This window comes from Bordetella muralis (genome assembly GCF_054781015.1).
Window position 1 is genome coordinate 1,190,180 of record NZ_BAAGVF010000008.1, and the last position, 23,565, is coordinate 1,213,744.

Sequence of the window (23,565 nt, forward strand, 5' to 3'; positions counted from 1 at the left end):
CTACTCTTTCGCTGCACGCTGCGCCTGATAGACCTGCAGATGGGTATAAGCCACTCGCAGATGCGGCACATCCAGCTGCAATACGCCGGCGCGCCGCACCATATCGCCAACAATGTGATCGGCCTCGACCGGCGCATTCAAGCTCAGATCGCGATACATGGACGCGGTCATGGGCGACTGGCGGTCCGTCAGGATCTTCAGTGCCGACTCGTCCGCCTCGGCACGCACGGCATGCCCGGACGCCGCTGCCACCTGCTGGCATTCCCTGAGCAGGCTGCGCAGAATGTCCTCTCCCGAATCCGTCGACGCGATCTGTCCGATGGGTCCGCGCATCAGGCAGGTCGCCGACGCCATGGTGGTCAGGAACACGTACTTTTCCCAGATGTCCTGCTGAATCTCTGTGCTCAGGCGGCTGGTGAATGCTGCATCGGCCAATGCGGCCTCCAGTGCAGTACAACGCGCACTGCGCGGCTCGCCGGCGCGTTCGCCGTACACAAACACCGCATGCTGACCTAGATGCTTGACCTGGCCCTCCGCCCCCAGCGTCGCATTGATCTGACAGAGCCCACCCAATACGCGCGATGCCCCAAACGCCGCATCCAGGGCATCGTATTGCAGCACCCCGTTCATGATCGGCAAAATCGCCGTATCCGGCCCGACCGCAGGACGAATCGCCTCGATCGCACTGGACAGGTCATAAGCCTTGCAGCTGACCACCACCACGTCATAGGCCGCTTTCAATTCGTCCGCCGTGACCAACTGCGGCTGCACGACGGCATCGCCACGCGGACTTTCGATCCTCAACCCCTCTGCCCGCAGCTTTTGGGCACGCGCCTCTCGTACCAGAAACGTCACATCGGCGCCCGCTTGCGCGGCCCGCCCGCCGAAATAGCCGCCCGTACCGCCAGCGCCAAGGAACAACAATCTCATGCGTTTCTCCAGTGAATGCTGCGCACCGCTTCAGGACGGGCGCGGAATCTGAAATTATGCACCCATGCAGGCCTCACACGGGGCACAAGCTGCCTATAATCATCGCTACGCGCAGTGACGACGCACTACAGCGCCAGCTCGTCATGTTGCACTGCGCGACTTGTGCGCATGGCGCGGCCTTATGCCGCAATGTTACTGGGCGATCAGGAACCTCACCCATGACTATTGGTGCTTCTTTGCCAACAACCGAACTAACACGACGACGCGCGCTGCTGCAGCTCGGCGCAGCGGTGGGCGCTATCCTGATAGCAGGAAAACTCCACGCGCAATCCGGCGACAAGATCAAAGTCGCCGCCGTCTACACTGTCCCGATCGGGCAACCTTGGGTATCACGCGTACACACAGCACTGGTGCTGGCCCGGTCTCGCGGCGAGATCGACTACCTCTATTCGGAGAATATCCTTCCCGAAAACTACGAGGCGACAATGCGCAAATACGCCCAGCAGGGCGTACAACTCATCATCGGCGAAGCTTTCGACAGCGAGTCCAGCGTCTATCGGATTGCCAAAGACTATCCAACCATTGCGTTCCTGGTCGGCTCCACAAACCGTCCGCAACAACCCAATCTTTCGGTTTTCAACAACTACATCCAGGAACCCGTCTATCTGGCCGGCATGATTGCCGGCGGCATGAGCCAAACCGGCACTATCGGCCTGATCGCCTGCGATCCCATCCCGGGCACCAACCGCTTATTGCACGCCTTTATGGATGGCGTACGCGAAATCAATCCCGACTCAAAATTTCTCCTCACGTTCATCCATTCGCGCTTTGATCCGCTCAAAGCCAAACAAGCGGCCTTTTCCCAAATCGACCAGGGGGCCGACGTCCTTTACGCAGAGCACTTCGGCGCTGCCGAGGCAGCCGAACAACGTGGCAAGCTGATCATCAGCAATATCGTCGACATGCAAGCTCAGTATCCCGATACCGTTATCTCTTCGGCGGTATGGGATATGGCGCCGACCATCGAGCGAGCGTTGACCATGGTCAAGCGCGGCACATTCAAGGCGGACGATTACGGCAAATACTCGCAAATGCGCTACCAGGGCGCGATGCTGGCGCCGCTAGGGACCTTTAAAGACAAAGTCCCCAGCGCACTGATCGCTCGCGTAGAGGCCCGTCAACAGACCATGCTCGACGGGCGCTTCACCATCAAGCTCAACGAGGCACCGTTGTCTCCGACCGGCCGTTCATCGACTCAAATGAGCGGCAAATAAATACGCGTTTTTAGTTCCGCAGCAGGGGTCGTCTTCGGATCATTGACGTATTCTTCCCACATGGGAAAATCCCGCGTTTCATAGCCGCTAGCCGGCAACCATTGCCCGAATAACCAGTTATACGCCGACTCCAACTCACTGTACGGCCCCGTATATTCCAATACGGCGCAACGCGTGGCAGGCAACGCAAATGGTTCAAACACCGCATCCACGGCCGCTCCATCGGGCAACGTAAAACCCGCTAGCGAGCGCAACTGATCAGCCGGCACCTGTTGCGGATCATCGAAATACACGCCAAACGACCGTGTCGCAGGCCCGACCAATTCGCGACCGGATGCCAACAAGAACAAGCGGTCGAACGTCATGCCGATATGTTGATAATCGCCGTGATGCGCCAGCGTTGCCAACGATGCGCCCGCGAAAGTTTCGATAGTAGTGGGATACATGCCAAGCTCCTGAGGATTAAAGGGCCTGGAGCGCGCATGCCGGTAACGCCCCGGCGGTACGCCGAAGGTGGTCCCGAAAGCCCGGTTGAACGCCGCTTGCGAGGTATATCCCGCACGTTGCGCCACCTGCTGCATGGGCCGGTCTCCCGCAAGATCCGTCGACGCACGATGCATGCGCAAGCGCAACATCGTAGCGTTCACCGTCTCACCCATCAACGCGCGATAGACACGATGAAAGTGATACGGCGACAAGCATGCCAAATCGGCCAGCAGGTACAAGTCCGGCGTCGCGTCAGGATGCGACGCCAACCATTGCAACACAGGGTCCAGCCGGTTGGCGTAATGAATGCGGGTTTTGGCTTTCATTCGTTCTCCAGTGCTTGCACTGTAACGAGGGCCTATTTGCAGATTTTGCGCTTTTGCGATGACTCACCCTGCCCAAGCCAATGCAGGCCTCTTGCACCCGGCCTTGCGAGCATCTCTCGCCAAGCAGGTCAGGAGGGGAAAGTCCCCGGCAGCAACATGCCCCGATCGCCCGGCGTCAGCGACTTGCGCCCGCACAGCGCCATCGTCACGTCCAATTCCTTGTAGAGGATTTCCAGGGCACGGGTCACGCCCGCTTTTCCATATGCCCCCAAGCCATACAAAAATGCGCGTCCGATCATGGTGCCGCGCGCGCCCAGGGACACGGCCTTCAGCACATCCTGACCCGATCGAATGCCACCATCCATCCACACCTCGATCCGTGATCCCACCGCATCCGCAATGGCAGGCAGCGCCGCGATTGACGACATTGCGCCGTCCAATTGACGCCCGCCATGATTACTGACAATCAGTGCGTCAGCGCCGCTATCGACAGCCAAACGCGCATCCTCGACGTCCAGGATGCCTTTCAGGATCAATTTTCCACCCCAGCGCTGCTTGATCCACTCGACATCGTTCCAGCTCAAACAAGGATCAAATTGCTCTGCGGTCCACGACCCGAGCGACGACATATCGGCGACGCCTTTCGCATGACCGACGATATTGCCGAACGTACGGCGCGGTGTGCCCAGCATTCCCAGGCACCAGCGCGGCTTGGTCGCCAGGTTGATCAGATTCGCCAAGGTCGGCTTGGGCGGCGTCGACAGACCATTGCGGATATCTTTGTGGCGCTGCCCCATGATCTGCAGATCCAACGTCAACACCAGCGCCGAACAATTTGCCGCCTTGGCACGATCAATCAGGTTCCCGACAAAATCGCGATCACGCATCACATACAGCTGAAACCAGAATGGCTTGCCCGTCGCGCGCGCCACGTCTTCGAGCGAGCAGATGCTCATCGTCGACAGCGTAAAAGGCACACCGAACTCAGCCGCTGCTTGCGCGGCCAGCATTTCGCCATCCGCGTGCTGCATGCCCGTCAAGCCCGTCGGCGCGATCGCCACCGGCATAATGGCATCGGCGCCTGCCATCGTGGTGCGCAACGAGCGGCCTTCCATATTGACGGCGACCCGCTGACGCAGCTTGATTTTTTGAAAATCACTTTCGTTGGCACGATACGTGCTCTCGGTCCATGCCCCCGAATCGGCGTAGTCATAGAACATGCGTGGCACGCGTTTCTGCGCCAATACACGCAGGTCTTCGATGCAGGTTATTTTGGCGAGGTTCCGGCTCATAGGACACTATTGCAAAATAGAGGGCTCCGAAAGTATACGCGCCGCTCCAGGCGCCGCTGCGCCAGATCAATCAGGTATCAAAGGATTCTCATGCAAGTCCCTCAACACGAAACCGTACACGCTGTCATCAAAGGCGTCGTACAAGGCGTGGGCTACCGGCACGCCACCGTGCGCCGTGCCCATATGCTGGGTGTCACCGGATGGGTGCAAAACATGGAAGACGGCACCGTACAAGCTATGGTGCAAGGCAGCCCTGATCAGGTCGATCACATGCTGGAATGGCTGCGCCGCGGCCCGCCCGGTGCGATCGTGCGCGAGCTGATTACCGAGCGTGAATACACCGACAAGCGTTACGTACGCTTCGAGCAACTGTAGGCCCAACGCATAGCAGCCGCCATGCTGTAGGTGCTTGTGGCCCCCATGCCCGAGTGCCACGCACGGTGCCTGCCGCTCGCACGCTCCGCCGCGACCTGATTGCCAGTGGCATCAACAGATGAATTTTCAAATTGTTTCATTTGTTCTGCCCCGAAAGATAGGTACCAGATGACAGCGCGATCTTCCGAACGCACCGGCAAATGCCGCCTATTTCTCTCATATATCACCTAAAACTCATAAATTCGCAGGATTGCCAGCGCGTGCGCGCACTCCTTACTATCCGCCCCTCAATGGCCTGACCGGGCTATTCAACCGCAGTGCGCCTATTGCCCGCGGACCCGGCGAGGCACCTTCCATGGAGTCGCGGATGCACCATCGCACGCACCTTACCCAGTCCGCCGAATGGCGGGCGCGCAGCCTGCGCCATGTATGGCACCCGTGCACACAGATGAAGCGCCAGGCCACTTTGCCATTGCTGGCGCTGTCTCACGGCACCGGCCCGTGGTTAGTGGATATGGACGGGCGGCGTTACCTGGATGGCATCAGCTCTTGGTGGGTGAATCTGTTCGGCCATGCCAATACGCGTATCAATGCCGCCTTGAACGATCAGTTGAGCCGCCTGCCGCATGCCATGCTGGCGGGTTGCACTCACGCCCCGGCCGTCGAGCTGGCCGAACGTTTGTCCATCCTGACAGGCGGCGCACTGGGCCATTGCTTCTTTGCCTCGGACGGCGCATCCGCCGTGGAAATCGCCTTGAAAATGAGCTTCCACGCTTGGCGCAATCTTGGGCACGATCAAAAGCGTGAGTTCGTCTGCATACGCCACAGCTACCACGGTGAAACCCTCGGTGCGCTCAGCGTCACCGATGTCGCAGTATTCCGGAATGCCTATGGACCGTTACTCGGCCACGCCCATGTCGTGGCCTCCCCCGACGCGCGAACCGCGCAAGCTGGCGAAGACGCCCTGGCAGTGGCGCAACGTGCCGCGTCCGATCTGCAAACTCTGCTTGAGACGCGCCATGCACAGATTGCCGCCATCATCGTCGAACCTCTGGTGCAATGCGCTGCCGGCATGGCCATGCACCATCCAGCCTACCTGCGCCGTGTGCGTGAGTTATGCGACCAATACAGCGTGCATCTGATTGCCGACGAGATCGCCGTCGGATGTGGACGTACGGGATCCTTCTTTGCCTGCGAGCAGGCGGAAATCTGGCCGGACCTGATGACATTGTCCAAAGGCATCTCGGGCGGCACGCTGCCTTTGTCGCTGGTGTTGAGCACAGACGCCATCCACGAAACGTTTTACGACGACCAAATTGCCCGCGGCTTTCTGCACTCGCATTCCTACACGGGTAACCCCATGGCGTGCCGGGCTGCGCTGGCCACACTGGAAATCTTCGATACCGACGATGTGCTGGCGCGTAACCGTGACCGCGCGGCGGTACTGGATGCCGCCCTGGCACCGTTGCAGGCACACGCGGCAGTCCACCACATCCGGCGCACGGGCATGATCTGGGCATTCGATGTCGCGGCAGATGCCGGCTTCGGCCAACGCTATGCCTCTGCCGCACTGGCGCGCGGGCTGTTGCTGCGCCCCATTGGCAACACCGTTTATCTGATGCCGCCCTATGTCTTGGATGACGACACAGCCATTTGGCTTGCACGGCAAACATTGGCCGCTTTAGACGACGCGCTGGAGCACCACTGACATGCGTTTGCTCGATACCCTGCATACCAACCTGCAAGCGCTGGACGCCCTGCATCTACGCCGGCATAGGCGAACCACCGAATCCCCCTGCACCCCGCACGTGCGCGTCGACGGCCGAGACATGCTGGCCTTTTGCAGCAACGATTACCTGGGTCTAGCCACGCACCCCGCCATTATCGCTGCCCTCGCCGAGGGGGCAGTACGCTATGGCGCAGGCAGCGGCGCGTCACACCTGATCAGTGGTCACGGCCACGCGCACATGCAATTAGAAGAGCGTCTGGCCGCCATGATGGCCGGGCACATCGAAATGCCGCGCGCGTTGTACTTTTCGACTGGCTACATGGCCAACATGGCGGTGTTGGGCGCGCTGGCAGACAAAGATGCCGAACTTTATTCCGACGCACTCAACCATGCTTCGCTGATCGACGGCGCACGTCTGTCGCGTGCCCGCGTCCACATCTATCCCCACAACGATATAGACGCGCTTGCCAGTTTGCTGGCCGCAAGCCGTGCGTCGACCCGGCTGATCGTCACCGACGGCGTATTCTCTATGGACGGCGACATCGCTCGCTTGCGCCAGTTGCTGCAATTGGCCGAACACCATCATGCCTGGCTGGTGATAGACGACGCACATGGGTTCGGAGTATTGGGCGAACATGGCCGGGGTGTCGTGGAACATGCCGACTTGCGTTCGCCGCATCTGATCGTAGTAGGTACGCTGGGCAAGGCGGCCGGTGTCAGCGGCGCATTCGTGGCCGCCCATGGCACCGTTATCGACTGGCTGGTCAATCGCGCACGCCCCTATATTTTCAGCACCGCCGCAGCCCCCGCACTGGCCCATGCGTTACTGACCAGCATCGACCTGATCGAAGGCGCAGAGGGCCGCCAACGACGCGCACACTTGCGCGCCCTGACACAACGTCTGCAATCCGGACTTCAACTGCATCGCTGGCAATATCACCCCATGCCCACCGCTATCCAGCCCATCGTGCTGGGCGAAAATTCCCAGGCGCTGCATGCCACTGCGGAACTTGAACGGCTGGCCCTCTGGGTGCCCGCGATCCGGCCGCCCACCGTCCCCCCAGGAACGGCTCGTCTGCGCGTCACGCTATCGGCAGCACATACCGACGCCGATGTGGATCGGTTGACGGCCGCCCTGAACCACCTGGACAGCGAGGCCAGCCATGCACCATGATCCACGCCCCGGAGACGTCTTCGTCACAGGGACCGACACCGAAATAGGCAAAACGCTGATTGCGTGCGCACTGTTGCACGCGGCTGCCCGGCAAGGATGGCGCGCCGCCGGCATAAAGATAACGGCCGCCGGCGCCGATTACATCGGAGGCCGGTGGCAAAACGAAGACGTAGAACAACTTCGTCACGCCAGCTCGGCGACGCTGCCCGACGCCGCGAGTTGCCCGTACATTTTGCCCCAGGCCGTAGCCCCGCATATCGCGGCTGCCGCTATCGGCGTCACACTCGACATGGAGACCATACACCGCGCCTACCAAATCGCCACGGCCCACGCAGATGCTGTGGTTGTCGAAGGCGTCGGGGGCTTCCGGGTGCCATTGGACGATCATCAGGATACCGCCGATCTGGCGCAGCGATTACGCTTGCCGGTCATCCTGGTGGTCGGTATGCGATTAGGCTGCATCAGCCACGCCCTATTGACCGCCGAGGCGATCGCGGCGCGCGGGCTGCGCCTGGCAGGCTGGGTGGCCAACCACGTCGATCCAGACATGCAGCATAGTGAGGCCAATGTGCAGACACTGGCCCACCGCCTGCCGGCCCCTCTGATCGGGAACGTACCGTATATGACGCAGCCCGATCCGGAAACCGTGGCGCAGCATCTGCGAGTATCGACGCTCTTTCCTACCCGCAACCTCGCGAGCCCTTGATCAGTCATCCTCCAACGCGGCGAATTGATCGGCCAGAAAATCGATCAACGCCCTCACTGAAGGCAATTGCCCGCGCCGCGATGCAAATACCGCATGCACAATCTCGCGGCGCGGAGCCCAGTCCGGCAACACCGTCACGAGTTCACCACGCTCGAATTGCCCACGCAGCAGCATGGTGGGCAATTGCACGATTCCCACTCCCGCTACGGCCGCGGCGCGCAGCGCTAACATTCCACGCGTAATCAACCTCGGCTGATGACGGATCGCCGCATGCACCCCATTCGGTCCAAACAAATTCCATACATGCTCGCCCTGCGGTAAACCCAAACCCAAACTAGGTAGGCTGCCCAGATCTGCAGGAACCTCGGGCTTGCCGGCGCGCGCCAACAACGCCGGACTCGCGACCAGGCACTGCCCACGTTCCGTAAATACCCGCATGATCAAATCACTGTCTTGCAGAGGCGGAGGCCGCACCCGGATCGCCACATCGATGCCTTCGGCCACCACGTCCACGCGGCGGTTGGTTTCTTCCAGGTGAATCTCAACCAGGGGGCACTGCACCATAAACGCCGCCAGCATCTCGGCCACCTGAGCGTCCAGCAGCGCGACGGGACACGTCACCCGCACCACCCCACGCGGTTCCGCCTGAGTCACCGCAATGGCTTCCTCGGCCGCCTCCGCTTCCACCAACATCGCCTTGCAATGCACGTAAAAGGTCTGCCCGATCTCCGTCACCGCAAACTGCCGTGTCGTGCGCATCAACAGTCGCGTATTCAGCCTGGTTTCCAATAAAGCGATTCGCCGGCTGAGTTTGGATTTGGGCACGCCCAGCGCACGCCCGGCGGGTGCGAATCCCCCGTGGTCCACCACCTGTACAAAATAATAAAGATCGTTCAAATCGTGCACAGTGGCTCCTGATCTGTCAGGCACCCGTTCCTCAGTCCGATCCCCTGCGGCCCAATGCAATGCGCAGCGCGGTATCGTCGAATGACCCGATGCCATCCATCATCGTTCTTTAAATAGAACACTAAGAACAAATTTTACGTACTACCGCCTCGATTGTCCCGAATCTATAGTTCTATCCATGGCGCTGCGACATCTGCTTGCAGCCAAGCACTGGAGAAACACGATGAAGAAAGTCCTCGGCGTCTATAGCGCACCGCGTCCCCACTGGGTTGGCGACGGCTTTCCCGTACGTTCGATGTTCGGCTACGACAGCCACGGCAAACACCTCAGCCCGTTCCTGCTGCTGGACTACGCCGGGCCCGCGCAATTCGCGCCTGCCGCCCGTCCCCGTGGCGTAGGTCAGCACCCGCATCGCGGCTTTGAAACCGTCACCATCGTGTACCAGGGCGAAGTCGACCATCGCGACTCCACCGGCGCCGGCGGCCACATCGGCCCGGGCGACGTCCAATGGATGACGGCGGCAGGCGGCATTCTGCACGAGGAATTTCATTCCGAAGCGTTCACCCGCCAAGGTGGCGCGCTGGAAATGGTGCAACTCTGGGTCAATCTGCCGGCACGCGACAAAATGTCCGCGCCAGGCTATCAAACCCTGTTGAATCGCGACATTCCCTCGGTAGCGCTGCCCGACGGTGCCGGTCAGGTCCGTGTCATCGCTGGCGAGTTCGACGGCCATCGCGGCCCGGCGCAGACTCACACTCCCATGAATGTCTGGGATGTGCGTCTGAACCAGCAAGGTGTCGCGACGTTTGACGTCCCCGAAGGCCACACGCTGGCATTGGTGGTGTTGCGCGGCACAGTGATGGTCAACGGTGCAGAAATCGTTCGCGAAGCGCAGCTGGTCCATCTGGAGCGCGACGGCACCCAAGTCCAGGTCGAAGCCAACAACGACGCCACACTGCTGCTGCTCAGCGGCGAACCGATCGACGAGCCCATCGTGGGCTACGGTCCCTTCGTCATGAATAGCGACGCCGAAATCCGTCAGGCCATCGACGATTTCAACCGCGGCCGTTTTGGCCAAATGACGCATTGACTTGACCCGATGCGCGCCGTCCTCGATTCGACAGCGCGCATCGCCCACCACCTCGCCCATGCGAGCCATATTTAACCCTGCCCGCCCGGGCGCCGCCTGAGTGCAATCGGAGATCATCATGACCAAACCCTACACCCGCCTGGACAAAAACAACGCCGCCGTCTTGTTGGTGGACCACCAAGCCGGCCTGCTGTCCCTCGTACGCGACATCGATCCCGACAAATTCAAAAACAACGTGCTGGCCCTGGCCGACATGGCCAAGTATTTCAACCTGCCCACCATTCTGACCACCAGCTTCGAAACCGGCCCGAATGGCCCGCTCGTCCCCGAACTGAAAGCCCAGTTCCCCGATGCCCCGTACATTGCTCGCCCCGGTCAGATCAACGCCTGGGACAACGAAGACTTCGTCAAAGCCATCAAGGCCACCGGCAAAAAACAGCTGATCATCGCTGGCGTTGTCACCGAAGTCTGCGTCGCATTCCCTGCACTGTCAGCACTGGAAGAAGGCTTCGACGTATTCGTCATCACCGATGCCTCCGGGACCTTTAATCCGCTCACGCGCGACGCTGCCTGGGACCGCATGAGCGCCGCGGGTGCCCAGTTGATGACATGGTTCGGCGCGGCATGCGAACTGCATCGCGACTGGCGCAACGACATCGAAGGCCTGGCAGAATTGTTCTCGAACCACATCCCTGACTATCGCAACCTGATCACCAGCTACAACACGCTGACGCAGGCGAAGTAATCAGCGCGAGCTAAAGCGATCAAAAAATAGAGGACTTCAGGCCCATCAAGACCTTCTGGTATTCCTTCTCATTGCGCTTGAAACGATTGAGCGGGCCTGAAATTGAAAACGCGGTCAACCGATCGCCGATACGCCCCGCAATCGCTAACGCTCCGACGTCTTCGACGCCCTCGTTAGCGCTGCGAGCGTAGCCGCTTTTTCTTACCGATGCGATTTCCTTCAGTAGCAACTTCGGGTCGGTTATCGTCTGAGCCGTTAGTGGTTTCAGCGGTTTCTTCGTCAATAACTTCAGGGCTTCTTCGTCTGTCAGCTCGGCCAACAATGCCTTGCCCAACGCAGACACATGCAGGCCGAAACGCGACCCCACGTCGAACACATACCGCAAATGATGCCGGCTCTGGCGTAAACCCGTGATTTCCACATGGTGGCTGCCGAGAATGCCGGAAATCGCGGTCTCTCCCGTTCGCTCGCTCAATAAATCCAGCGCGTCATTGCACATGCGGGCAATGGGGTCGTTCTCTGAAATCGACAATCCCAGTGCATGGAAGCGTGGCGAGGGATAAAAACGCCGTGAACGCTCCGTGCGTATTAAATAGCCCGTCTCTACCAGAGTATGTAACAGATCCGACGCACTGCTCTCCGCAATCTGAAGCAACTTTGCCACATCAGCGTTAGATAGCTCCCGCCGTTCATGTGCAAAAATCTCGAAAATTGTCAACGCTCTCGCCGCGGCGGTAACAAATGTTGGCATAGGAAAACCGGATAAGTGCTAAGGGCAGCCATTATTTTGACAGAATTGCTCATGCCAGCGTCGTTCCGTCTCTTGTACGAGTTGTGCAATGGCGGCGGCCACAGGTTCGCGCTGCCGGACAAATCCGACGGACTGCCCCAGCGACAATAGACCCGTATCAGGGTCTCCGGCATCATAGGCTGCCGTCTTTCCCAAGGTGCCGCGTATCAGTTCGCCAAACCCATCGTAGTCCGCCACACCCTGGGCTTCCAAACACAATACCTGTTTTGCTGTCTCGTTGTGCAACACTCGCCACGGGTGCTTGACCGCACGAAGGACTTGAACGCTATCGTACGAACCGCTCTGAATAATGCGCGCCTTCACCGCTGCGTGGCTGCTTATTTCGTCGCACGCCAGCAAGCGCGTACCTATCACGACGCCTTCGCAGCCCAGCGCCAATAATGCCGCGATCTGCCGGCCATGGCCGACCCCTCCGCCCAGCGCAAGCGGAACGGAGAGCTTCTCAAGTGCATAAGCACACGAGAGAAAGGCCGACTGCTCGTGCATACCCGGATGGCCCCCGGCCTCCATACCGACGATAGCAACCGCGTCGGCGCCATGCTGCTCGGCCTTGACTGCATGCTCCGCAAAACCGACCTTATGAATGAGTACCCCGTTCGCGTCGTGAATGCGATCAAAGCATTCCAGGCATGCGGAGCCGACCGTTTCGAAGTGACGTACGCCTGCATCCAGTGCCATATCCAACTGCCGCCTTAGCGTCACATTGGCGGCACTCCTCTGACTGGCGGTCAGATTGATTCCGAAAGGCAGACCTTCACAGAGTTGTGAGCACAACGCCAATTGCCGCTCGTACTCCGCGTCGCAGGCAAAAGAGCGAGGCGTCATAAACGCCATCCCTCCGGCACGTACGACCGCCGCTACATAACGGGCATCTGAAAGCCACATTAAACCGCCCGCAAAAATAGGCAGGCGGATGCCAAACAAGCGGGACAACCGAGTCGACCACATAAGCACGGCACAATCAAATCATGACGAATCCGCCGTTCACTCCGATGCTCTGCCCCGTCACATAGGCTGCGCGATCCGAGGCGAGCAAACACACCATAGGTGCGATGTCTTCGGGTTTGCACAATCTTTGCAATCCGGTGGCGATCGGATAGGCCTTGAGCATTTTCCCTAATCGCTCATTATTTTCCGGAGTTGCCTCCGGGCTCAGAGCGCCGGACTTTATGCCCTCATGCGACACTGCGCCCAGCGCAATCGTATTGACGTTAATACAGTCCCGGCCATGTTCCTGGGCAATCGCTTTGGCAAAACCGAGCATGGCAGCCTTTGCTCCGGAATACACAGCCAGGCGCGCTTCGCCCGCTCGTCCCGCCTCGCTCATGATGTTGACGATCTTGCCCCACCGGCGCGCCTTCATTCCCGGAAGCACTTTATTAACGCAATACAACATTCCCCAGATATTGAGATCGATGATCTCCTTCCAGTCGGCCACCGTGGTTTCGAGAAACATCGGCGCTATTCCCCCCTTGGTGCGGCGTGCCACCGTCACACCGGCATTGTTCACGAGGATGTCGACGGGGCCAAGCAAGGAGACGACCTTGTCGAACGCAGCGTCAATATCCGCATTATTGGTGATGTCCGCCGGCGCCGCTATTGCTGTGCCGCCTGCATTGCGGATCTCTTCAACAACCGCATCGGCACGCTCGGGAAAAAAGTCGTTGACAGCGACCTTCACTCCCTCTTCGGCGAGTTGCAGGCAGATGCGGCGGCCTACGCCTTGCCCACCGCCAGTCACGAAAGCAACCTTATCGCTGATCTTCAAATCCATACTGCTTACCTCTACCTGTTTTAATTCGTTAGAGCTGCAGGGCTAAATCACACGCCTTGAAATTGAGGCGTACGCTTTTCCACAAAAGCCCTCATTCCTTCTTTCCTATCTTCGCTGCTCACGACGATTGCCGCGGCATAGCGTTCATATTCCAGTCCCGACTCGAGATCGACTCTCATGCCCTGATTGATGGCTTGCTTGATAAAGCGAATCGACAAGGGCGCATTGGCGGAGATCTGGTTGGCAAGCTCAAGCGCTCTTGGCAACAGATCCGTCAGAGGAACCACTTCATTGACCAGGCCGATGGACAGCGCTCGTGCCGCTGTGATGTGTTCGCACGTGAACATCAATTGCTTGGCCAGGGCAGTGCCGATCATGCGCGGCAGGCGTTGGGTGCCGCCGGCGGCGGGCAAGGCGCCTAGCCGGGCCTCGGGTAATCCGAGCTTTGCATGTTCCGCCGCAATCCGAAGATCAGCGCATAGCGCTAGTTCCAGACCACCGCCAAGCGCAACGCCATTGATCGCGGCAATAACAGGAACTTCGATCGCCTCAATCGCGCTGAACAGCTGATGGGTCGCCTTTTGCCCGGCATGATAGGCCGGCAGTGTTAACGCACGCGAGACACGCTCCTTGATGTCGGCACCGGCACAAAATGCCCGCTCTCCCGTTCCGATGATTACCACAGCACGAATACTCTCGTCATTGCGAATGCGTTCGGTAAACACATGGTGCAGATCTTCTTTCATCGAACCGCCCAGCGTATTCATCCGCTCGGGCCGATTGAGCGTGACGATGGCGATAGCGCCATTGATGTCGAGTTGCAGGGTGTCGTAGTTCATTTTTTCTCCCTCAAGGTTTTGCCAGAACATGCGCGACGGCGACCGTGCCGAGTCCCACCATGTGCGCCATTGCGAAGCGTGCTTGCGTATGCTGGCGGCCCGTTGCCTCGGCTCGCATCTGGCGCGTAATCTCGGCGATCTGGCCCAGGCCTGTCGGACCTAGCGGATGCCCCATGCCAAGCAGTCCGCCCGACGCATTGATCGCGCACTCGCCGCCGATACTCGAGGCTCCCCGGTTCAGGTAATGCGCACCCTCGCCCGGCTCGCACACGCCGATGGCCTCGCTATAGACCAGTTCCTCGACGCTGAATGCGTCATGCAGCTCAACCACATCGAGATCTTTCGGGCCGATACCCGCTTGTTCGAGCGCCATTCGCGAGGACCGGGTAACCACGTCAATCACCGACGGCGTACCGTTCTCATCGCCGCTTGCAAGCCCTTCGCTATTGGACACCGAAGAGAGCACACGAATGGCTCGCTGTTTGTCCAAACCGTACCGCTTGATAGCTACGGGCGAAGCCACAATGACAGCTGCCGCACCTTCCCCGCGCGGCGTGCACTGCAACGACGTCAGGTCACCACAGATCTTGGGCGAATTCATCACCTGTTCGAGCGTGCGTACCTTGCGAAATTGCGCATACGGATTGAGCGATGCATTGCGATGATTCTTGACCGCGACACGAGCAAGATCCTCGGCAGTCAGTCCGTAGGTCTGCATGCAACGACGCACCATCAAAGCGAACTTGACCAACGGAATGGAAGCCGTCGGACTCAGCGGCACCAGTCCGTCCTTATTGGCAGCGCGCCGGCCATCGCCGAACTTATCAACACCGACAGCCAGCACCAGATCCTTTTCACCGGACGCCACTTGCAAGCATGCGATGCGAAAAGCCGTGGAACCCGATGCCGAGGCATTCTCAACTTGTTCTACTTCCAACCCTGTAGAGCCCAGGTGCTTGAGCATGACACGCCCGGCCGCCATGCCGATCGCGGCAGTCCCCACGACAGCGCCATCCAGATCGGAAAACTTCAGGCCAGAATCGGCGAGCGCTTCTCGAACGGCCGTGAGACCCAGCACGGGATAGGGTGTCTCAGTCGGAAACTGATATTTGTGCATGCCGATCCCGACCACATGTACGGGATGCTCCTTCAATAGCGTGCCATTCATGCCTTGTCTCCCACACCACCGACCACCGGCACGAAACGCCAGCGCCATTGATCTTTGCTGTCCTTGTATGCCTGCGGCTCCATTTGCTGTCCCAGACACAGTTCAGATTCGTCAGCGACATGAATCAAAGCCTCTTCGACAACCCCCGGCGCCAACTCGACCTCGCCGATCACGCATGGCACATCCAGTTCTGGCGTCAGAGCCGTATATAGCGTGACGTAGTTGCGCAGCACGGCCGGCGCGGGCGGACTGACAGGACGCAGCAGCGCGGCGCCACACTGCCGGCACCCATACGCCTGGGGCGGATAGGTATAGGTTCCGCACGCCTCACAATGTCCTATCGCAAACATGGCCGGTTGGACGGAGGTATCGATAGTCTCGTTCATGGATTTCTTTCGATCGATAGTGTTGAATCAGGGCCTGGCTACATGCCGGCAAGCCGAACGGGAAAACGGGCAAGCGGTCCGCGTGGCGTGTCGACAAAAAGTCCGCGCGCTTTGAACTGCGCGTTTTCGTGCAACATCAAGGGGCTTTCCACCAGGCTGACAGGCACATCGGCCGCCTCCAGCCGCGCGATCGCCTCCGCCGAAGACCAGCGAGCAATCGCTCGCCCAATCGCACGGTTGATGGCATCCGTGTGCTGCGCCCGGTATGGATAACTCTCGAAAACACCGTCGGCAAAATCGTCAAGATCCAACGTTCGGACCAACGCTTGCCAAAAATGCATTTCCAGCGCCGCAATCGTGATGGCTTGATCGTCGCTGCAGCGAAAAACGCCGTAACCTGGCCGCTTCTGGATTTTCGAAATCGATGCCCGGGCGTTGTCAGGATCGCTATTTCTCAAGACCGGGATACGCACATTGCACCAATGCGCCGCGCAATCCGCCATCGACACATCCAGATGCTGGCCACGATTCGTGCGCTCGCGTTGAAACAGCGCCGTAGTCAGTGCGGCCAGCGCATAGACACTCGCCCCGACATCGGCGTAGGGCACACCCATAAAGGGCGCAGGATTGGCCTCGGTCATGCTCAGCGCCACAATGCCGGCCGACGCGAGATAGTTCATATCGTGGCCCGAGCGCTGTCTCCAGGGACCATCAGATCCATATCCGCTGACGGACACATAAATGAGCCTTGGATGACGCGCCAGCATGTCCGCCGCCCCCAGACCCAGCTTCTGCATGACACCGGGGCGATAGTTTTCCACCAGCACATCAGCCCCGTCGAGCAGACGCAACACTTGCTCGCGATCATGCTCATCTTTCAAATTGAGCTGCATAGATCGCTTGCCGCGGTTCAAGGCATCAAACAGCGACGGCGACATGACACGCAGATTATCGCCATGCGGCGGGCGTTCGATCTTTATGACATCCGCACCCATCTCCACAAGACTCTGCGTCATGAACGGGCCGGGTACGAGCTCGCTGAAATCGAGCACCTTTACCCCAGCCAACGGTTTCTGATCCGGCACTGACGCGAGCGCCGTGGCGTTCCAATGCATCATCTGCGCGCCGCCTCATCGTCTGACTGACGCCCCACGATGACAGCATCGAGTACATAAGCTCCTTCGCCCTTAGGGCCGACCCAAACGGGATTCAGATCAATCTCATCGATGGCATCTGCATGACGCCCGACAAAATCCGAGACTTTCATCAACACATCGATCAGTGCTGCGACATCCGCCGACGGCCCGCCTCGCACGCCCTCGAGCAAAGCACTGCTGCGGATTTCTCCCAACATCGCGGTCGCCTCTTCGCGTTGCAGGGGCAGCAAACGACGAGTGACGTCTTTGAATACCTCGACATAGATGCCGCCCAAGCCAAACGTGATCACATGACCAAAGACGGGATCACGGGATACGCCAATCAGCACCTCGACCCCGCCGGCCGGCAACATCTCTTCGATCAGTAAACCGTCTACCTTTGCGCCTGGCGCATGCCGGTGGACGTTTTCCATAATCGTGTTCCAGGCCTCGTGGACGGCGCCTGCGTCGCGCAGATTCACGAACACGCCCCCGATATCGCTCTTATGCGTCAGCGTCGCGCTGGACACCTTGGCAACGACAGGAAAGCCGATTGCCGCCGCTTCTCGCACCGCTTCCTGCGCCGACGTTGCGAGCGCCGAGCGCGGCACAGGCAGGCCATTTTCGGCCAGCCAGCTTTTGGCGTTCCCCTCGCTGAGACTCAATGGCGTTGCGCCTTGTGGTGCAGCGCGGCCCAACGTCGGCCACGGTTTCCAATGCTGCGGGTGCGTCTGCGTCCGCCATTTTCCATAATCCATCCAACGGCGCACCGCCTTGACCGCCTTGCCTATGCTCTTGGCAGGCACAATCCCGTCTTCGGCGTACATAGAAAACGCCTTGCCGTTGCGGTCCGACATCCAGATCGGCAGGATCGGCACGGGACTTTCTTTCTGTACGCGGCTGACCGCCTGTGCCATCTTCTCCGTCGTCGTGCCATAGTCGATCGTCACCGGCAGCAATACCAGTGCCACGCCCGGATCAGAACAAACCGCGAGCAAGGTGCTGTCCATCAATTGCTCGTTAGACAGTACGGCGGTTGTCGTATCAACCGGATTGCCGATTGCCGCATACCCCGGCAGCAACGCTGCCAGTCGTTCCACTGTTGCCGGTGCAAATTCCGTGAGACGTACGCCGCGCTGCCCGACGATATCCGCGGTCAGCGCCGCTGCACCCCCGGAAGAACAATAAATCGCGATGTCGCTGCGGCCATCCGGCATATGCCGGTTGAGCAGCCAGCCCACATCAATGAGCTCGTCGATATCATCGACCTCGATGACGCCCAATTGCTTCAGCGCCGCCGAGTTCACCTCGGCGGCACCCGTGATGGAAGCAGTATGCGATGCGGCAGCGCGTTGCCCATACTCGGATCGGCCGACCTTCAGCGCAACAACCGGTTTGCCATTTCGTGCAGCCTTCTGTAGCGCGGCGACGAACTTTGCTCCATCCTTGATGCCTTCGACCAGCGTGAGAATCACCTTGATATCGGGTGCATCCGCCATGTAGTCAATAAAATCCGCGACTTGCAGATCCGCTTCGTTGCCAGACGAACTCCATAGCGCCACCCCGATGCCGCGCTCCATCGCCTGCATCAGATTGCGGCCGAGTCCGCCGCCTTGTGTGGCGATACCCAGCGGGCCGGGCCGAAGGTCATGCGGAAAGGAGGGCGAAAACGTCATGCCCAGCCGGGCGTTGATATTGCATGCACCGGGACAATTCGGGCCGTAGATACGCATGCCCGACTGAGCGGAGATCTGTTTGATCTGCGCTTCCAGGCGTTGTCCTTGCTCACCCGCCTCGCCGAAGCCCGAGCTCAAGACGACAGCAAACTTCACGCCTTTCTCCGCACATTCCTGCAAGACCTGGACTGCCGATTGCGCCGGGATCACGACAATAGCGACATCAGGCGTCTGCGGCACATCGACGATGCTCGCGTAGCAACGCTGGCCCCGCAGCTCGCTGCGTGTCGCGCTGACCAGATAAATACTGCCGTCGTAGCGCGAATGATCGAACAGATTTTCCAGTGTCCGTGCGCCAATGGAGGCAGGCTTGTCTGAGGCGCCGATCACGGCGATCGAACGGGGATTGAAGAGGTAATGCAGTTCGTTCATGAATGACTCCTCTCTCGCCTCAGGCAATAGCATTGATGCCGAGAATCTCGCGTCCGGCAATCAGCGTCTGAATCTCTGTCGTGCCCTCGGGAATCATGCCGCCGCGCGTGTCGCGGAAAATTCGCTCGATAGGGTAGTCCTCCGAATAGCCGAGGCCTCCATGGACTTGCAAAGCCATGTTCGCCACTTCATGTGCAGCCTCTGTCGCGTACAGCTTGGCGATCGAGCAGGCTTGGCGTACATCCTTTCCCGCCTCCAGCGCGTGTGCAGCGCGCATGCCGAGGGCGCGAGCTGCCTCGACCCGTACGGTCATATCGACGATGTGTTTTTGAATCAATTGAAAACTGCCGATCAGTTTGCCGAACTGTTTGCGCTGCTTGACATACTCCGTCGACAGATCGAGGGCTGACTGCGCCGCACCCACCGCGCCCATCGCAATGTTCAAGCGCGCTGCGTCCAGCCCTTTTAACGTACCGCTGAGCGCCGAGCCCTCTGCGCCTACGAGATTTTCCTTGGGAATGCGCACATCGTTAAAACCCAGCTCTGCAGTTCCCGTACACCGCAACACCATGGTTTCCAGCTTGCGCACATCGTAATTGGCGTGGGTGCGCTCGACGATGAACGTGGACAATTTTCCATCGCAATCAGGGCTGAACGTACGGGCTACGATCATCGCAACATCGGCGTTATATCCGTTCGTGATCCACAGCTTGCGACCGTTGAGCACCCATTGGCCATCCACCAGATCCGCACGAGTCTGAATACCTGCAATGTTCGAGCCCGTGTCGGGTTCGGTCAGCCCCGTGCACACCTTGAGCTTTCCGGCGAGAACCGGCTTCAGATACTTTTCCTTTTGTGCGGGCGAGCCATGCGTCGCAATACGCTTGATCGAACCATTGGTGATGTTGACCATCGTCCGTAGCGACAGCCAGTGATACCCCAGTTCCTCCATCATCATGGCCCACGTGGGCATATCGATACCGTGTCCCCCCTCGCTCTCGGGCAACGTGCCTCCGAGATATCCCAACTCTGCCAATTGAGGCATGAGCTCAAAAGGGAACGTCCGGGTCTTTTCGTGCGACGAGATCAATGGAACGACCTCTTTCACCATGAAGCGGCGAATGTTGTCTTTCAACGACTGCTGCTCAGGCGTCAGGTCAATCTGGCTCATCACCTAGTCTCCGTTCGTTCTCGGTAATCGTCGTTGAGTCCAGCACGCGGGCGCTTGCACATGCCGTATCGAGCGTGCCTTAAGTAGAAACGAGTATTGAATCAACTTCGGATTAATCTACGATATACCGAATACTACTTCGATAAGTCGTATTTGAAAACACCACCGACATGGAGACAAACCCTATGATTCGCACTTTGATAAAGGCTGGGTCAGTACTGGTAGCGTGCGCAGCGATGTGCAATGCGCCCGCATTCGCTCGTCAATTGCCGGACTACCCGTCGCGTCCCATCACCCTCATCGTGCCGTTCACCCCAGGGGGCGTCACCGACAACAATTCGCGCATATGGGCAAAGAAGCTTTCGGAATTACTGGGCCAGCCGGTCATCGTCGAAAACCGGCCCGGCGCCGGTGGAAACATAGGCAGCGAATACGCAGCAAAGGCCAAACCCGACGGCTACACGCTGCTGTATGCCACTCAAGGAACGATGGCGGCGAACAAGTTTCTCTATAAATCGCTGCCATTCGATCCTCTGAGCGATTTCGAGATGATTCACGGCATGTTTCGCACACCGCTTATTTTGGTGACCAACGCAAAGACGAATCTGAAAACGGTGCAGGATGTCATCAACTACACCAAACGGCCGAATGAAGAAACGTTCTTTGGATCCGCCGGTGCGGGAACGGGCACACACCTCACCGCCGAGTTATTTGCCAACATCACGCAGAGCAAAATGACTCATGTGCCCTACAAGGGCAGCTCGCCTGCCATCCAGGACTTGCTGGGCGGCCGCCTTGACCTGATGTTTGATTATGCGTCGGTCGTCGGGCCGCATATCAAGAGCGGCGCACTCAACGGTGTGACGTTGATGGCAGAGAAACGTCTGCCTATCCTGCCGGATGTTCCCACCATGGCGGAGCAAGGCTATCCCGATGGCTTGTCCTACTCATGGTCCGGTATCGTTGCCCCCAAGAATACGCCCGAGCACATCGTAAAGATCCTGGAAAAGGCGATCGGACAAATGCTCGACGACAAACAGTTGGTCGCGCAATTCGTCGAGACGGGCAGTGAGCCTTTCTATGGAATGGGCTCAACAAAATTCCACGACTTTGTGCAACAAGAACAGCATAAATGGGGGGCGCTCATTGCCAAGACAGGTGCCAGCATCCAGTGATGCCGGCCATGCATGCATGTCCGTCAGTGCGACGCGCTGCGTCGCTCTGGCACCCGCCTGATGGCACGCGGACACGCCACGACCGATAGTCAAGTTTCATCCCCCTCAGGCGTCAACTGATCGCCCAGCCACAATCTGGGACCCGGCCCTTTGCGGCCAATACTATCGGCGCGGTTGAACACGTTGCAGACCTTCATCGACAAGCAACCGCAGCCTATGCAGGACTCGAGGTTGCGGCGCAATTGCTTGAGCTCCTGTATACGCTCGTCCACGCGGCCGATCCAGACAGGCGAAAGACGGCTCCATTCTTCCCCGGTAGGGGCATGATGTTTGGGCAGCCCGTCCAGCTGGGCAGCGATTTCGTCCAGTTGAAACCCCAATCGCTGGGCAAACACGATATAAGCCACGCGCCGCAATGTCGACCGGCGATAGCGGCGATGACCGGATCCGCTGCGGGTGGACTCGATCAGGCCGAGCGATTCGTAATAGCGCAGGGCCGAGGCATTGACCCCACTGCGTTGCGCGATAAACCCTATTGGCAGCAAAGCATCATCCCGCTCGTCCATGTCGCAAACTCCATTTTGTCACTTGACTTAAAGTTGACTTTAACTTTGAAAATATATTCCTTCAACGAGTAAATCGGGGCGCGTCGCCCCGTGTGGCCATTGCGGCCACGCTCATTCCTGGAATGTGACGATGACATCGACGATCAGCCAGCCCTGGGTTATGCGACTGGGTATAGCGGCCATGACCATGGCCGCATCATTGGGCCTGGCCGCCTGCGAACAGGCTGGAGGCAAAGAACAGGCCGCGGAACCGCCCCCTGCCCAGGTGACCGTCGAACCTGTGCAGCAACGGCAAATCCAGCAATGGGACACCTTCAATGGCCGTATTGCCGCCAAGGAAAGCGTAGAAATCCGGCCACGCGTGAGCGGCTACATTGACGCCGTGAATTTCCAGGACGGGCATCCCGTACGCAAAGGACAGGTGCTCTTTACGATCGACGCACGGCCCTATCAGGCCGCGCTTGCCAGCGCCCAGGCGCAATTGCAGCATGCCAGAGCGGCAGCGGCCTTGGCCCGGACACAGGACAAGCGTGCCCGAGCACTGCTGCCGGACCGGGCTATCTCGGCAGAAGAAGCGGACAACCGGGCGGGCACGTTGGCGCAAGCGCTCGCCAACGTGCAGGCGGCGGAGGCGGCCCTGGCGAGCGCGCAACTGGACCTGGACTTCACCGCGGTACGCGCGCCGATCGACGGTATGGCCGGACGGGCGATGCTGACGACAGGCAATTTGGCGCAGGCCAATACGAGCGTTCTGACGACGCTGGTGTCACAGGATCCCGTTTATGTTTATTTCGATGCGGACGAACAAAGCCTGTTGCGCAATAAACAGATTGCCCGCACAGCCAACGACCGCGGCACAAACACCACCCTCGTACGGATCGGCCTGGCAAACGAAGACAGCTTTCCACACCAAGGTACGGTGAGCTTCACCGACAACCGCCTCGATCCACAGACCGGCACCCTCCGCGTGCGCGCCACGCTTCCTAATTCGCAGGGCCTGTTCACCCCCGGCATGTTTGCACGTGTACAGATGCAGAGCCCTGCCAAATTCAATGCCATACTGATCGACGACAAAGCGGTACTGACGGACCAGGACCGCAAGTACGCTTACGTAGTGGGCCAAGGCAACCGGGCGGAACGTCGCGAACTGCAGTTGGGCCGCCTGTTCGAGGGCCGGCGTGTTGTGGAATCAGGGCTGCAGCCGGGAGACCAAGTCGTCGTCGCGGGCATGCAGCGGATCTACTACCCGGGAATGCCACTGGCGCCCACCGCAAGAAACGGCAACGCCTCAGAAAAGCCCGCCTCGACAGATCGAGATCAAACACGAGACTCCGTCGCGCAGTTGCACATGGCGTCGTCCTCAGAAAAAACTGCTGCCGCAAATCGGCCATAAATCGA

23 protein-coding genes are annotated in these 23,565 nt (G+C 59.3%); 9 read left to right on the forward strand and 14 right to left on the reverse strand.

Annotated features, from left to right (window positions below):
- Entirely contained in the window at positions 1-930 is a 930-nt protein-coding gene (panE, locus tag ACYVIT_RS23180) for a 2-dehydropantoate 2-reductase (RefSeq protein WP_415808183.1), read from the reverse strand.
- 218 nt (positions 931-1,148) lie between these two features.
- On the opposite strand from panE, the gene ACYVIT_RS23185 reads away from it, so the two are divergent.
- Positions 1,149-2,204, forward strand: a complete 1,056-nt coding sequence (locus ACYVIT_RS23185) for a BMP family protein (protein ID WP_415808184.1) — start codon at positions 1,149-1,151, stop codon at positions 2,202-2,204.
- Here ACYVIT_RS23185 and ACYVIT_RS23190 read toward each other — a convergent pair.
- Positions 2,186-3,016 (reverse strand): AraC family transcriptional regulator, encoded by an 831-nt coding sequence (locus ACYVIT_RS23190; RefSeq protein WP_415808185.1) that lies wholly within the window; start codon positions 3,014-3,016, stop codon positions 2,186-2,188. The two genes, ACYVIT_RS23185 and ACYVIT_RS23190, sit on opposite strands and share 19 nt — an antisense overlap.
- Before the next feature lie 128 nt (positions 3,017-3,144).
- On the reverse strand, positions 3,145-4,308 hold the full coding sequence (locus ACYVIT_RS23195; protein WP_415808186.1) for an alpha-hydroxy acid oxidase: 1,164 nt from the start codon (positions 4,306-4,308) through the stop codon (positions 3,145-3,147).
- A gap of 90 nt (positions 4,309-4,398) precedes the next feature.
- On the opposite strand from ACYVIT_RS23195, the gene ACYVIT_RS23200 reads away from it, so the two are divergent.
- From ACYVIT_RS23200 to bioD, 4 genes are all read left to right on the forward strand, one after another.
- Positions 4,399-4,683 (forward strand): acylphosphatase, encoded by a 285-nt coding sequence (locus tag ACYVIT_RS23200; protein WP_415808188.1) that lies wholly within the window; start codon positions 4,399-4,401, stop codon positions 4,681-4,683.
- Positions 4,684-5,050: 367 nt separating this feature from the next.
- A complete protein-coding gene (gene bioA, locus ACYVIT_RS23205; RefSeq protein WP_415808189.1) occupies positions 5,051-6,391 on the forward strand; it encodes an adenosylmethionine--8-amino-7-oxononanoate transaminase in 1,341 nt (446 codons plus the stop codon).
- Between the two features lies 1 nt (position 6,392).
- A complete protein-coding gene (gene bioF, locus ACYVIT_RS23210) occupies positions 6,393-7,586 on the forward strand; it encodes an 8-amino-7-oxononanoate synthase (protein ID WP_415808190.1) in 1,194 nt (397 codons plus the stop codon).
- A complete protein-coding gene (gene bioD, locus ACYVIT_RS23215) occupies positions 7,576-8,292 on the forward strand; it encodes a dethiobiotin synthase (RefSeq protein WP_415808191.1) in 717 nt (238 codons plus the stop codon). Before bioF ends, bioD begins: the two co-directional genes overlap by 11 nt.
- On the opposite strand, the gene ACYVIT_RS23220 is transcribed toward bioD, so the two are convergent.
- The gene (locus tag ACYVIT_RS23220; protein ID WP_415808192.1) at positions 8,293-9,198 is read right to left on the reverse strand and encodes a LysR family transcriptional regulator; all 906 of its coding nucleotides are present in this window, start codon (positions 9,196-9,198) and stop codon (positions 8,293-8,295) included.
- A 223-nt stretch (positions 9,199-9,421) separates the two neighbouring features.
- On the opposite strand from ACYVIT_RS23220, the gene ACYVIT_RS23225 reads away from it, so the two are divergent.
- A complete protein-coding gene (locus ACYVIT_RS23225; protein ID WP_094823990.1) occupies positions 9,422-10,288 on the forward strand; it encodes a pirin family protein in 867 nt (288 codons plus the stop codon).
- Positions 10,289-10,406: 118 nt separating this feature from the next.
- Positions 10,407-11,033, forward strand: coding sequence for an isochorismate family cysteine hydrolase YcaC (gene ycaC, locus ACYVIT_RS23230; protein ID WP_415808193.1), 627 nt, complete (start codon positions 10,407-10,409; stop codon positions 11,031-11,033).
- A 19-nt stretch (positions 11,034-11,052) separates the two neighbouring features.
- Here ycaC and ACYVIT_RS23235 read toward each other — a convergent pair whose 3' ends face one another.
- From ACYVIT_RS23235 to ACYVIT_RS23275, 9 genes are read right to left on the reverse strand one after another with little or no spacing between them, the layout of a single operon-like run.
- The gene (locus tag ACYVIT_RS23235; protein ID WP_415808194.1) at positions 11,053-11,784 is read right to left on the reverse strand and encodes an IclR family transcriptional regulator; all 732 of its coding nucleotides are present in this window, start codon (positions 11,782-11,784) and stop codon (positions 11,053-11,055) included.
- A gap of 18 nt (positions 11,785-11,802) precedes the next feature.
- A complete protein-coding gene (locus ACYVIT_RS23240) occupies positions 11,803-12,792 on the reverse strand; it encodes an NAD(P)H-dependent flavin oxidoreductase (protein ID WP_415808195.1) in 990 nt (329 codons plus the stop codon).
- Positions 12,793-12,805: 13 nt separating this feature from the next.
- The gene (locus ACYVIT_RS23245; protein WP_415808196.1) at positions 12,806-13,618 is read right to left on the reverse strand and encodes an SDR family NAD(P)-dependent oxidoreductase; all 813 of its coding nucleotides are present in this window, start codon (positions 13,616-13,618) and stop codon (positions 12,806-12,808) included.
- Positions 13,619-13,665: 47 nt separating this feature from the next.
- Entirely contained in the window at positions 13,666-14,457 is a 792-nt protein-coding gene (locus ACYVIT_RS23250) for an enoyl-CoA hydratase/isomerase family protein (RefSeq protein WP_415808197.1), read from the reverse strand.
- Between the two features lie 10 nt (positions 14,458-14,467).
- Entirely contained in the window at positions 14,468-15,625 is a 1,158-nt protein-coding gene (locus ACYVIT_RS23255) for a thiolase family protein (protein ID WP_415808198.1), read from the reverse strand.
- Positions 15,622-16,011, reverse strand: coding sequence for a Zn-ribbon domain-containing OB-fold protein (locus ACYVIT_RS23260; protein ID WP_415808199.1), 390 nt, complete (start codon positions 16,009-16,011; stop codon positions 15,622-15,624). Before ACYVIT_RS23260 ends, ACYVIT_RS23255 begins: the two co-directional genes overlap by 4 nt.
- A gap of 38 nt (positions 16,012-16,049) precedes the next feature.
- On the reverse strand, positions 16,050-17,129 hold the full coding sequence (locus ACYVIT_RS23265) for a CaiB/BaiF CoA transferase family protein (protein ID WP_415808200.1): 1,080 nt from the start codon (positions 17,127-17,129) through the stop codon (positions 16,050-16,052).
- Entirely contained in the window at positions 17,126-19,255 is a 2,130-nt protein-coding gene (locus ACYVIT_RS23270; RefSeq protein WP_415808201.1) for an acetate--CoA ligase family protein, read from the reverse strand. Before ACYVIT_RS23270 ends, ACYVIT_RS23265 begins: the two co-directional genes overlap by 4 nt.
- Positions 19,256-19,274: 19 nt before the next feature.
- Entirely contained in the window at positions 19,275-20,426 is a 1,152-nt protein-coding gene (locus ACYVIT_RS23275) for an acyl-CoA dehydrogenase family protein (protein ID WP_415808202.1), read from the reverse strand.
- A 185-nt stretch (positions 20,427-20,611) separates the two neighbouring features.
- Between ACYVIT_RS23275 and ACYVIT_RS23280 the strand changes: the two genes are divergently transcribed.
- The gene (locus tag ACYVIT_RS23280) at positions 20,612-21,601 is read left to right on the forward strand and encodes a Bug family tripartite tricarboxylate transporter substrate binding protein (protein ID WP_415808203.1); all 990 of its coding nucleotides are present in this window, start codon (positions 20,612-20,614) and stop codon (positions 21,599-21,601) included.
- 89 nt (positions 21,602-21,690) lie between these two features.
- Here the strand turns inward: ACYVIT_RS23280 and soxR are convergent, their stop codons facing one another.
- The gene (gene soxR, locus ACYVIT_RS23285) at positions 21,691-22,167 is read right to left on the reverse strand and encodes a redox-sensitive transcriptional activator SoxR (protein ID WP_415808204.1); all 477 of its coding nucleotides are present in this window, start codon (positions 22,165-22,167) and stop codon (positions 21,691-21,693) included.
- Between the two features lie 160 nt (positions 22,168-22,327).
- Here soxR and ACYVIT_RS23290 point away from each other — a divergent pair, with 160 nt between their 5' ends.
- Complete coding sequence (locus ACYVIT_RS23290; RefSeq protein WP_415808238.1) at positions 22,328-23,560, forward strand: efflux RND transporter periplasmic adaptor subunit; 1,233 nt, start codon at positions 22,328-22,330, stop codon at positions 23,558-23,560.
- Positions 23,561-23,565 lie beyond the last annotated feature (5 nt).